The organism is Neisseria sp., assembly GCF_030530745.1.
GTDB lineage: Bacteria > Pseudomonadota > Gammaproteobacteria > Burkholderiales > Neisseriaceae > Neisseria.
This window is the reverse complement of record NZ_JAUMUI010000043.1, coordinates 1-11,369: the sequence shown is the minus strand read 5'-3', so window position 1 is coordinate 11,369 and position 11,369 is coordinate 1. Positions and strand designations below refer to the sequence as shown.

The window sequence follows — 11,369 nt, the reverse complement described above, 5'->3', positions numbered from 1 at the left end:
CTGGTGGAGGCGGGGGGAATCGAACCCCCGTCCGAAAGCCCTCTACAAAGCGTTCTACATACTTAGTCTTGCCAACTTGGAATCTTGCCCCCATTCCGCCGGCAGACGGGCTGTTTGGAGGCCAGTTACCTTAAATCTTATTTCCTGCCAAGTAACCCGGCAGAAAACCAGCCGATGTAAAATGACGTTGCCGCAGGTTACCCTGCACAGCCCACCGGCCGACTGCTGCAACGGCTAGCCTTAAGCGGCTAAAGCGTAAGTTTCGTCGTTTGCGACTATTTTGGTTCAGTGTTTTACGGGAATCTGAGACCCCGGTATGCCCGCATCTGCTTCGCAACCCCCGTCGAAACCAAGATCGCCCCCAGATAGGAAAGGCGGATTATACGCAGTTAAGGCATAAATTGCCAGCGCCGCTTTATCTTTTCAGACGGCCTTACCGGTTATAAGTGAATCCACTTAAATATTCCGTTACGGCGTTGCTGCGCCTTAGCTCAAAGAGAACGATTTTGTAAGCCGCTAAAGCGGCAACAGAATCGGTTCCGTACTATCCGTACTGTCTGCGGCTTGCTGCCTCGTACCGAAAATTAATTGAATCCACTATAATGGCCGTCTGAAAAACAATACGGGCAAAACTTAATGTATAACGTCAATACGCACGATGTGCGCCGCTTTTTTGCCGAAGTGTGGCGGCAGCGCATGCTGCCTTTGCAGCTGGATGCCTTGCAGCAGAAAGCGCTGCGGATTATCGAAGCGCATCCCGAATACCACCGCTATCTGGAAAACATCGACGACTACCTTGATAAAAACTGGACGCCCGCAGAAGGCGAAAGCAACCCGTTCCTGCATATGTCGCTTCACCTTTCGCTGCAAGAGCAGGCTGCCATCGACCAGCCGCCGGGCATCCGCGCGATACACGAACAGTTGTGCGCCAAACACGGCGGCTGGGTGCAGGCCGAACACGAAATGGCCGATGCGCTGGCGGAAACGGTTTGGGAGGCGCAGCGTTTCGGCCGCGGGCTGGACGTTAACGCCTATATGACGCGCCTGCGCAAACTGGTGGGTTTGGGTCAGGAAGACCGGGCGCGCATCAATCCGCACGAAGTGGGTTTGTCCGACAAAACCAGCGGGCGCGGTTAACCGCCGAAAGGTTTTCAGGCGGCCTGCTTATTTTTCAATTTTCCCTTTGTTTAAGAAAGACCACCATGACCGCTATTTTAATCACGCTCGGTTTGATTGCCCTGCTCGCCGGCCTGCTCGGCACGGTTTATCCCGCCATTCCCGGCCTCGGGCTGATGTTTGCCGGCGCGTGGCTGCTGGCTCATGCCGACGGTTATCAAATCATAGGCACCAACACGCTGATCTTTCTCGGCGTCGTTGCCGCTTTGGGCATGGCCACCGACTATGTGGCGGGCATGTTGGGGGCGAAATTCACCGGCGCCAGCAAAACCGCCGTCTGGGGTGCGCTAATCGGCGGCATCGTCGGAGCGTTTTTCTCGCTGCCCGGTTTGCTGCTCGGCCCCTTAATCGGCGCAGGCGCAGGTGAATTTTGGGCACGCAAGGATTTGTGGTCGGCAGGAAAAGTGGGCTTGGGCACGTTTGTCGGCTTTATCGTGGGGGTAATCGCCAAAGTGGGCTGTGCGCTCACTATCGTGCTGACTTTGGCCGTGATGGGTATCATCAACCTTTTCCAATAAATATCAATCAGGTAAAAAGCAAAACGGCTTGCCCGCTTTTTTGACTGCCTGTATGCTGCAGAAGCCGCAACCTCCAAACAGGCGGTTTGCAGGGGCGGTTTTACAGACTGCCGAAGCAGCAGCACAGCCTGTTCCTTAACGCCCGCACCGTCTGCAGTGCCGCCCCACCCTACTCCTTTTATTCTGCCATACGTTTGTTCGGATTTCTGAAACCGTCTCCGTTTGCTGCAACTTATCCGGCTTGAAGCCGTCTTAAAACTATTCGGCTGTTTCGTATGGCAACCTTGACAACACCTGCCTACATCTATTTAATACACGGTACAAAATTCGTTTTGTACTAATACATATCAAGAGGCTACCCTTTATGGATGCATTAATGCTCAGCCGCATACAGTTTGCGGTGAATATCAGTTTCCACATCCTGTTTCCAGTGATCAATATCGCGCTGGCCTGGTTTGTGGTGTATTTCCGTTACAAAGCCGGCAAAACGGGCGATGCGGGCTGGCTGTCCGCCTACCGCTTCTGGACAAAGGTTTTCGCCGTTTCATTCGCCATGGGCGTGGTGTCGGGCGTAACCATGAGTTTCCAGTTCGGCACCAACTGGCCGGGCTTTATGGAAAAGGCGGGCAATATCGCCGGCCCCTTGCTCGGCTATGAAGTGCTGACCGCTTTCTTTTTGGAAGCGGGCTTTCTCGGCATCATGCTGTTCGGCCGCGAACGGGTCAGCCAGAAGGTGCACATGACGGCCGCCACGGTGGTTGCGGTGGGCACTTCGGTTTCGGCCTTCTGGATTCTCGCCCTCAATTCGTGGATGCAGACCCCCCAGGGGCACTGGATCGACGCAGAAGGCGTCATTCACGTAAAAAACTGGCTCGAAGTGATTTTCAGCCCTTCGTTTCCTTACCGTTTCGCCCATAAAATCCTTGCCTCGGTGCTGACCGCTTCGTTTCTTATGATCGGCCTGTCGGCCTGGCAGGTTCTGAAAAAATCGGCCGACAACGGCACCGCCAAAGTGATGAAAACCGGCCTGACCGCCGCCGTGGCCGCCGTTGCGCTGCAAATCTGGGCGGGCGACGAACACGGCCTGAACACGCTGGAACACCAGCCCGCCAAGCTTGCCGCCATCGAAGGCGTATGGCACACCGAAAAACCGGTGCCGCTCACCTTAATCGGTTGGCCGAACGAGACCACACAGCAGACCGATTACGCCGTGAAAGTGCCTTATCTCGGCTCGCTGATCCTCACCCACAGCTTGGACGGCGAAATCAAAGGCTTGAGCGAATTTGCCGACAAACCGCCCGTTGCCCCTGTGTTTTTCGCCTTCCGCATCATGGTAGGCGTAGGACTGCTGATGCTGCTGGTAAGCTGGTACGGCTGGTTCAGGCTGCGCAAAGCCCGCTGGCAGCCTGAAAACCTGCCCCGCCGGCTGCTCTACGCCTTTGCGGGTATGACGTTTTCAGGCTGGGTGGCCACACTGGCCGGCTGGTATGTAACCGAAATCGGCAGGCAGCCTTTTCTGGTACAGGGTATTTTGCGCACCGAAGATACAGTTACCAAAACCGTGCCAGCAGGCAATGTGGGGCTGACTTTGGTTATGTATCTGGTGCTATACACCCTGATGCTGTTTTCTTACCTGATGGTTTTGAAACATATGGCCGAACATCCCGAACACGACACACACGACGGTAAAGGCCGTCTGAAAGCGGAGGAACGATAATGGATTGGAACTACTGGCTGCCCCTGATTTTCTTGGGCTTACTCGGTTTTACAATGACGGTATACGTGGTGCTCGACGGCTTCGACTTGGGAGTGGGCATGCTGATGCCCCGCGCACGGCCGGAAGAGCAAAACGTGATGGTCGGATCGATCGGGCCGTTTTGGGATGCCAACGAAACCTGGCTGGTTTTAGGCGTGGGCGTGCTGTTTATCGTGTTCCCCAAAGCGCACAATATCATTTTGGGCAACCTCTACCTGCCCGTTGCCTTTATGCTGTTTTCACTGATTGTGCGCGGTGCGGCGTTTGACTTCCGCGTGAAGGCCGATGACAGCCATAAAGATTTGTGGAACATTGCCTTTATGCTCGGATCTGCAGGTATGGCGCTCACACAGGGCTGGATGCTCGGCCGCTACGTTACCGCCTTCGGCACGCACCCCTTGGATTATCTGTTTTCACTCGGCATTATGGCCACCGTGCCGGCGGTTTACGTGCTGCTCGCCGCCTGCTGGCTGATTGCCAAAACCGAAGGTGAGTTGCAGCAGAAAGCGCGCAAATGGGCCAATCAGGCCTGGTGGCCGGTAGTGGGCTGCCTGCTGCTGATTTCGCTGGCCACCCCGTTTGTGAGCGGCAGCATTTTCCAACGCTGGTTCACCCTGCCCAACCTGCTCTGGCTGGCGCCGATTCCGCTGCTGAGCGCATTCTGCCTGATCCGCGCCAAAATGCTGCTCGTATTGCAGCAGGGTGTGTGGCAGCCGTTCGCCCTCTTAACCGCCACCCTGATACTGTGCGCCCTCGGCTTGGGTATCAGCATATTCCCCTATGCCGTTATCGGCCAGCTCACCGCTTGGGAAGCCGCCGCCAGCGTGCCCACCCTGGTGGTAACCCTGATCGGCGTTATCATCACCGTGCCGTGCATCATCGCATACAGCATCTTTGCCTACTGGGCGTTCAGGGGCAAAGCCACCACGCTTACCTACGGCTGATACAGCACCGGCCGTATCCAAAATAAACCGAGGCCGTCTGAAAAACATTTTCAGACGGCCTTTCATACTTCAACCGCGAAACGTGTTACAGCACTTTCACGATGCTTTCGCACAGATAGCGGATATTGTCGGCAGTGATGCCCGCCACATTGATGCGGCCGCTACGCACAGCGTAGATGGCGAATTCGTCTTTCAGGCGGTCAACCTGCTCGGGGCTTAAGCCCGAAAACGAAAACATGCCGTTTTGTTTCACGATAAAGCTGAAATCCTGACCGGCACCGTATTCTTTCAGCAAATCCACAAACTGCCGGCGCATTTCTTTAATGCGCGCGCGCATTTCGTCGAGTTCGGCAATCCATTGTGCTTTCAAGGCCTCGTCTTTCAGCACCAGCGCCACGGTGGCGCCGCCGTGCGAGGCCGGGTTGGAATACAGGGTGCGGATGATGGATTTCACCTGGCTGAAGGCGCGGTCGGCGGTTTCGGCGTCGGCGGCCACGATGGTAAACGCGCCCACGCGTTCGTTATACATGCCGAAGTTTTTGGAATACGAGCTGGCCACCAGCAACTCTTTATTCAGTTTGGCAAAGGCGCGCAGGCCGTAGGCATCTTCTTCCAAGCCGTTAGCAAAGCCCTGATAGGCGAAGTCGAACAGCGGCAGCCAGCCTTTTTCGGCCGACATTTTGGCCAAAGTTTCCCATTGTTCGGGCGTGGGATCGATGCCGGTGGGGTTGTGGCAGCAGCCGTGCAGCAGCACCACGTCGCCCTCTTGCGCCTGACCCAAATCTTCAATCAGGCCGTCCCAGTCGAGGGAGTGGGTGGTTTTGTCGTAATAGCGGTAGTCGCGGATATTGATGCCCACAGCCTTGAAAATGGCGTTGTGGTTGGGCCACGTGGGGGCGGAAATCCACACGTTTCGGGAGCCGGTTTGGCGTTTGACGAATTCGGCGGCCACACGTAAGGCACCGGTGCCGCCCAAGCTTTGCGCGGTTTTGGCGCGTTTGGAAGCGATGATTTCGCTGCCGGTGCCGAAGAGCAGCATTTGGGTTTGCTCGTTATAGTCTGCCACGCCGTCGATGGTGAGGTAGTTTTTGGTGTTTTCGGTTTCCAGCAGGCGTTTTTCGGCCTCTTTCACGGCCTTCATTATCGGGGTTTTGCCTTGGGCGTCTTTATACACGCCGATGCCCAGATTCACTTTGCTGCTGCGGGTTTCGGCTTTGAATGCTTCGCCCAAGCCCAGAATCGGATCGGCCGGCGCGGCTTCGATTTTGTCAAAAAACATGATGCTGCCTTTCTGAAAATGTGGAAGGAAAACTGCAAAAAAATCAGGATTAATCTTACGCTTTTTCACAAAAGATGAAAACCGCAAAACGGCCGGAATATTGAGAAATATCAGAAGTCCGGCGAAACGGCCGCGGCTGCCGCCCGCTCGGGAGGAGCCAATAGCAAGGCCGTCTGAAAAACCTGTTTTTCAGACGGCCTTTTGTCAACAATTGCCGCGCTTTAATTCGGCTTGATCACTTTTACACCTTCTTGCGTGCCCAACACCAGCACGTTGGCGGCATTGTGGCCGAACAGGCCGTTTTCCACCACGCCGGGGATTTTATTGATTTCGTCTTCAAGCGTAACCGGCAGGGTGATGTTCAAGCCGTGCACATCTACAATCTGGTGGCCGTTAAACGTGGTAAAGCCCACCCGCAGCTCGGGCTGCCCGCCCAAGGCAACCAGTTTGCGCGAAACCATCGACCGCCCCATCGGAATCACTTCTACCGGCAGCGGAAACTTGCCCAAACGCGTAACGTATTTGCTCTCGTCGGCAATACACACGAATTTGTCGGCGATATTGGCCACGATTTTTTCATTGAGGTGGGCGCCGCCGCCGCCCTTAATCATTTGCAGCGAATGGTTGATTTCGTCGGCACCGTCTACATAAAGCGACAGGTGCGACACTTCGTTCATCTGCACTTCGGGGATTCCGTGGCGCGCCAGCATTTCGGAAGTGCCTTTCGAGGTGGAAACCGCACCTTTGATTTTTTTGCCGCTTTTGGCCAATGCTTCAATAAACAGGTTGACGGTGGTGCCGGTGCCGATGCCGATGTATTCGTTTTCATTTACGAATTCCACGGCTTTTTCAGCAGCCATGCGTTTGAGTTCGTCTTGCGATGCCATGCTTTCTCTCTCCATCAAAAAAGAAACGGATTAAACATTACACAAATATGGTAACAGCTTTTACCAAACTGTGCAGTATCCGCTTTTCAGACGGCCTGCAACAGCACGGCGGCCTGCGCTTCAATGCCTTCCTGCCTGCCCAGATAGCCTAATTTTTCATTGGTTTTGCCTTTGATGTTGACGGCCGTTTCGCTCAAGCCCAAATCGGCGGCGATGTTGGCGCGCATAGCGGGGATATGCGGGGCGAGTTTCGGTTGTTGGGCGATAACGGTGCTGTCCACATTCACCACCCGCCAGCCCGCCGCCTGCACGCTTTTATAGGCTGCGCGCAGCAGCACGCGGCTGTCGGCGTTTTCGAATTCGGCTGCGGTGTCGGGAAAGTGGCTGCCGATGTCGCCCAAACCCGCCGCCCCCAGCAGGGCATCGGTAACGGCGTGCAGCAGCGCGTCAGCATCAGAATGGCCAAGCAGGCCTTTTTCAAACGGAATATTTACACCGCCCAGTATCAGCGGACGGCCTTCGATCAGTTGGTGGACATCGTAGCCCTGCCCGATGCGTATGTTCATAAAAGTTCCTTGTCGGAGTCTGGTTCTTGTCCGACCTATTTTACACAAAATAATGCCGTCTGAAGCCGTTTATTGCGTTCAGACGGCATCCGGTTATCCGAATCAATATGGTTGCCGGCTTGAATGATTACAAAATTCCTTTGCAGAATATCGTTTTGAATTTCAAATACAGCTTTATCCGGTTTGGGTTTCAAAGGATAAATTTATCCTTTAAAAATATAAACAATACCGGTAAACATCATAGCCAATATGGCGAACAGCAGGTTCAAATTCAATTTTTCTTTGGGAACCAGCCCATACAGATTCAAGGCTTTGGATGCCAGCATGAAAAAGAAAAACGTGCCTAAGAAAATAAGGGACCAAACCATTTTGCCGTCCGTTGTTCCGGTTGCCGGTGTTTAAATTTTCAATACAGAATAAACCTGTTTTTCAGGCCATGCCCTGCCGGAAAAGTTCAAATTTTTTCGGTATTGACATGAAATAAGGTCGTTTTTTATTAGCCGCCGGCCTGCAGTTTGCCGCGGTAGGCATAAAAATACAGCGCGCCCACAAACACCGCGCCACCGATAGCGTTGCCTATATACACCGACACCATGTTCCGGCCGAACTGCGCCCACGAAATATCGGCGCCCGCCCAAATCGCGGCGGGAATCACAAACATATTCGCCACCACGTGCTGAAAGCCCGCCAGCACGAAAATCATCACCGGAAACCAAATGCCCAAAACCTTGCCTGAAAAACTGCGTGCGCCGTAGCAAAGCCACACGCCCATGCATACCATCCAGTTGCAGCCTATACCCGACACCAGCGCGCGGCCGAAATCTTCCGCCACTTTACCCTCGGCAGCCGAAACGGTTTTTGCCAGCACCGCGCCTTCGGTTAAGCCGACATAATGACCGAAAAACCACGCTACAAAAAAAGCGCCGACAAGATTGGCCAGTGTAACAATCAGCCAGTTTCGCCCCCACTGCGCCAGCGAAATCCGCTTCGCCAGCCACGCCACGGGCAACACCATCATGTTGCCGGTAATCAGCTCGCCTCCGCCTATCAGAATGCATATCAGCCCGATGGGAAACACCGCCGAACCGATAAACACCGCCAAGCTGCCCCAATCGTGCGGCATACCGCCAACCACGCGGATATAGGCCAGATAGCCCAGCGAAATATACATGCCGCCGAGAAAGCCCAAAATGCTCAAAGCCTGCATACTCCCCTGTGCCTTAGCCGCGCCTTTTTCAACCGTTTCCTGCAAAATCTGTTCGGGAAGCAAACTGCCCATGCCTTTACCTGCAATGCGTAATTAAACAACGCCATTATAGCGGCATTTCAGACGGCCTCATTGACATGGCTCATTTATTCTGTAAGTAAATTACATTTCATTTACCGCAATACTTTAGCGCCGCCACGCCCCCTCCCGCCGCTGCCTGACGGAACCTTATTCCCCCTTCCCCGCTCCAATTATGACAGTTTTTTTACAGGGTTTTGCCATGAATCAAACTTCGGGCACAAGCCCGCCGCCCGCGCTTGCCCACCATTGCGTTTTAAAACATAATATCCGCCGGTATTTTTGTGTTTTATTACATCGGACATAATAATATTACAGGCTCTCCAGCCGCCACTTGCCGGAAAAACAGAAGTTTTAAGGAAGTGCTGCCCGACCCGCCCGGTCCGGAAGCGCTTTTACGCACTGCCTGCCTTTCAGGCAGTTTTTATCAGAGGCAATTCTTTTAACTTTGCAAAAGAAAAGGACGCTTTATGAACCAGTCTAAACTTCTCTTCTGGTCGGTTACGGTGGCACTGGCAGGTTTCCTGTTCGGCTTCGACACCGTGGTGATTTCGGGAGCCGAAAAATCGCTTTCCGAAATGTGGGGGCATTACACCCTGTTCGGCAGTGCCGAACTGTTCCACGGCAACGTGGTCATGGCCTCGGCCCTGTGGGGCACGGTAATCGGCGCACTCTTCGGCGGCTGGCCCACCGATGTGCTGGGCCGTAAAAAAACGCTGATTGTCATCGGTGTTCTCTACACGGTATCCGCCGTCGGTTCGGCTTTGGTTTCCGATCCCTGGCTGTTTGCCTTTTTCCGCTTCATCGGCGGTTTGGGCGTGGGCGCATCCACTATTGCCGCCCCTGCCTATGTTTCTGAAATTGCTCCTGCAGAAAAACGCGGCCGCCTGGTGGCCATGTATCAGTTCAATATCGTATTCGGTATCCTGATTGCGTTTCTATCCAATTTCTTCTTTGCCGGCTTAAACTTGGGTGATACCGCCTGGCGGTGGATGATCGGCATTGAAGCCCTACCCGCGCTGATTTATACCGTTATGGTCTGCACAGTGCCGATGTCGCCGCGCTGGCTGATGATGAAAGGCCGCTTTGATGAAGCCCGTGCGATATTGCAGAAAATCGATCCCGGCCGTGATGTTTCCGATTTGGCCGGTGCAGGCGGAAACGATTCGCGCACCAAAGAAAGCATCTGGCAGCCCAAATACCGCTTTATCGCCCTGCTGGCCTTTTTGATTGCCTTTTTCAACCAGTTTTCAGGTATCAACGCCTTCCTGTATTACGCACCGCGCATCTTTGAAATCGCCGGTTTGGAACAAAGCGCCGCCCTGCTCAGTAGTGTGGGCGTGGGCGTGGTCAACCTGATTTTCACCTTAATCGGTTTGGTTTTAATCGACAAACTCGGCCGCCGCACCTTGATGTATATCTGCTCGTTCGGCTATATCGTTTCACTCGGCATGATTTCGCTGGCCTTTATGCAGAACTGGAGCGGCCAGATTGTTCCTTTCCTGTTTTTCCTGTTTATCGCCGCCCACGCCGTCGGCCAGGGTGCTGTTATCTGGGTGTTTATTTCGGAAATTTTCCCCAACCACCTGCGCGCGCAAGGGCAGTCGCTGGGCAGCAGCACGCACTGGGTGCTGGCCGCAGCCATTCCGGCAATGATTCCTTTCTTGTTCGGCACCATCGGTGCCAGCGCGGTCTTTATGATTTTCACCGGCATGATGGTGTTGCAGCTCTTGTTTGTTATCTTTATGATGCCCGAAACCAAAGGCGTGCCGTTGGAAGAATTGTCTAAATCGTTAATCAAGGAAAACACATAATGAAAGTAACCAGTTTCGGCGAAGTGCTGTGGGACGATTTTCCCGGCGGAAAAGTGCTCGGCGGCGCACCGCTCAACGTGCTCGTGCGGCTGCGTTCGCTCGGTGCCGACACCAGCATAATCAGCAGCAGGGGCGACGATGCCGACGGCGAAGAGCTGTTGCGCCAAATTGAAAGCAAAAACGTCGACACCGGTTTGCTGCAAGTGTGCAAAGATCAGGCCACCAGCCTGGTGAAAGTGCATCTGGATTCCTGCGGCAGCGCTTCCTACGAAATCGTTTACCCCTGCGCGTGGGACAGAATCCAAGTGGAAGAAGCCGCCCTACAGCGTGTGGCCGAGTCGGACGCTTTCATTTACGGCAGCCTTTCCACCCGCGACGAAGTTTCCCGTAAAACGCTCGGGCAATTGGTAGAAAAAGCCAAATTCAAAATTTTCGACGTCAACCTGCGCCCGCCGCACTACGACACCGGCCGCCTGCTCGAAATGATGAAAAAAGCCGACCTCATCAAGCTCAACGACGACGAATTATACGAATTGTCGAAAGCCTACGGCTCCAAACACAATTCTATCGAGCAAAACATCCAGTTTCTCGCCAAACTGAGCGGCACGCAACGCATCTGCGTTACCCTCGGCAGCCACGGCGCGGTTTATTTTGAAAACGGCGAGTTTTACCGCCATTGCGGCTACCGCGTCAAAGTGGCCGACACGGTAGGCTCCGGCGACAGCTTCCTGGCCGGCCTCACCTACAAGCTGCTGAACAACACCCCGCCGCAGGAAGCCGTTTCATTCGCCTGCGCTCTGGGCGCGCTGGTGGCATCGCATCACGGCGCCACCCCCGAAATCAGCCTGAAAGAAGTTGAAAACTTTATGCACCCCGCTTAAATGTTTTCTTCTCTTTAAAAAAACAGCCGAACCTGCTCCCGGTTTCGGCTGTTTTTTTGCGGCCTTGCGAAATTTATCAGACCGGCTTTTGTTAAGTTCTATCGATATTTTAAAATCTCCGCGCCATACTCGGGCCTGACCCCGGCATCCCATTATCCCGAAAAAAAGAGATACTCGGGTCAAGCCCGAGTATGACGAAATTTAAGCATTTCAGACGGCCTGAGACCTTTGCAAAATACCTAAAACCCCATCCAAACGGTTAC

The 11,369-nt window shown here is 54.1% G+C and carries 11 protein-coding genes and 1 other RNA gene; 7 read left to right on the top strand and 5 right to left on the bottom strand.

What is annotated here, in order from left to right:
* Position 1: 1 nt before the first annotated feature.
* Positions 2–363: a transfer-messenger RNA gene (gene ssrA, locus Q3970_RS10400) on the bottom strand.
* Positions 364–636: 273 nt separating this feature from the next.
* Here ssrA and Q3970_RS10395 point away from each other — a divergent pair.
* The 4 genes from Q3970_RS10395 to Q3970_RS10380 all read left to right on the top strand — a co-directional run bounded on the left by Q3970_RS10395 (position 637) and on the right by Q3970_RS10380 (position 4,394).
* On the top strand, positions 637–1,137 hold the full coding sequence (locus tag Q3970_RS10395) for a DUF1841 family protein (protein WP_303100502.1): 501 nt from the start codon (positions 637–639) through the stop codon (positions 1,135–1,137).
* Between the two features lie 65 nt (positions 1,138–1,202).
* The gene (locus Q3970_RS10390; RefSeq protein WP_303100501.1) at positions 1,203–1,694 is read left to right on the top strand and encodes a DUF456 domain-containing protein; all 492 of its coding nucleotides are present in this window, start codon (positions 1,203–1,205) and stop codon (positions 1,692–1,694) included.
* A 364-nt stretch (positions 1,695–2,058) separates the two neighbouring features.
* Complete coding sequence (locus Q3970_RS10385; protein ID WP_303100500.1) at positions 2,059–3,411, top strand: cytochrome ubiquinol oxidase subunit I; 1,353 nt, start codon at positions 2,059–2,061, stop codon at positions 3,409–3,411.
* Entirely contained in the window at positions 3,411–4,394 is a 984-nt protein-coding gene (locus Q3970_RS10380) for a cytochrome d ubiquinol oxidase subunit II (protein WP_303100499.1), read from the top strand. The genes Q3970_RS10385 and Q3970_RS10380 overlap by 1 nt, the downstream gene beginning before the upstream one ends.
* 85 nt (positions 4,395–4,479) lie before the next feature.
* Here Q3970_RS10380 and Q3970_RS10375 read toward each other — a convergent pair whose 3' ends face one another.
* The 3 genes from Q3970_RS10375 to ispF form a co-directional block, all read right to left on the bottom strand.
* Positions 4,480–5,673 carry an amino acid aminotransferase gene (locus Q3970_RS10375; protein WP_303100498.1) on the bottom strand — a complete coding sequence of 398 codons (1,194 nt, stop codon included), beginning with the start codon at positions 5,671–5,673 and terminating at the stop codon, positions 4,480–4,482.
* A gap of 221 nt (positions 5,674–5,894) precedes the next feature.
* Entirely contained in the window at positions 5,895–6,560 is a 666-nt protein-coding gene (gene rpiA / locus Q3970_RS10370; RefSeq protein ID WP_303100497.1) for a ribose-5-phosphate isomerase RpiA, read from the bottom strand.
* 86 nt (positions 6,561–6,646) lie between these two features.
* The gene (gene ispF, locus Q3970_RS10365) at positions 6,647–7,126 is read right to left on the bottom strand and encodes a 2-C-methyl-D-erythritol 2,4-cyclodiphosphate synthase (protein ID WP_303100496.1); all 480 of its coding nucleotides are present in this window, start codon (positions 7,124–7,126) and stop codon (positions 6,647–6,649) included.
* A gap of 107 nt (positions 7,127–7,233) precedes the next feature.
* Here ispF and Q3970_RS10360 point away from each other — a divergent pair, with 107 nt between their 5' ends.
* Positions 7,234–7,473 carry a hypothetical protein gene (locus tag Q3970_RS10360; RefSeq protein WP_303100495.1) on the top strand — a complete coding sequence of 80 codons (240 nt, stop codon included), beginning with the start codon at positions 7,234–7,236 and terminating at the stop codon, positions 7,471–7,473.
* A gap of 149 nt (positions 7,474–7,622) precedes the next feature.
* On the opposite strand, the gene Q3970_RS10355 is transcribed toward Q3970_RS10360, so the two are convergent.
* Complete coding sequence (locus Q3970_RS10355; protein ID WP_303100494.1) at positions 7,623–8,405, bottom strand: formate/nitrite transporter family protein; 783 nt, start codon at positions 8,403–8,405, stop codon at positions 7,623–7,625.
* Between the two features lie 476 nt (positions 8,406–8,881).
* Here Q3970_RS10355 and Q3970_RS10350 point away from each other — a divergent pair, with 476 nt between their 5' ends.
* Positions 8,882–10,225, top strand: coding sequence for a sugar porter family MFS transporter (locus Q3970_RS10350; RefSeq protein ID WP_303100493.1), 1,344 nt, complete (start codon positions 8,882–8,884; stop codon positions 10,223–10,225).
* Positions 10,225–11,106 carry a carbohydrate kinase gene (locus Q3970_RS10345; protein WP_303100492.1) on the top strand — a complete coding sequence of 294 codons (882 nt, stop codon included), beginning with the start codon at positions 10,225–10,227 and terminating at the stop codon, positions 11,104–11,106. The genes Q3970_RS10350 and Q3970_RS10345 overlap by 1 nt, the downstream gene beginning before the upstream one ends.
* The last annotated feature ends 263 nt before the right edge of the window (positions 11,107–11,369 follow it).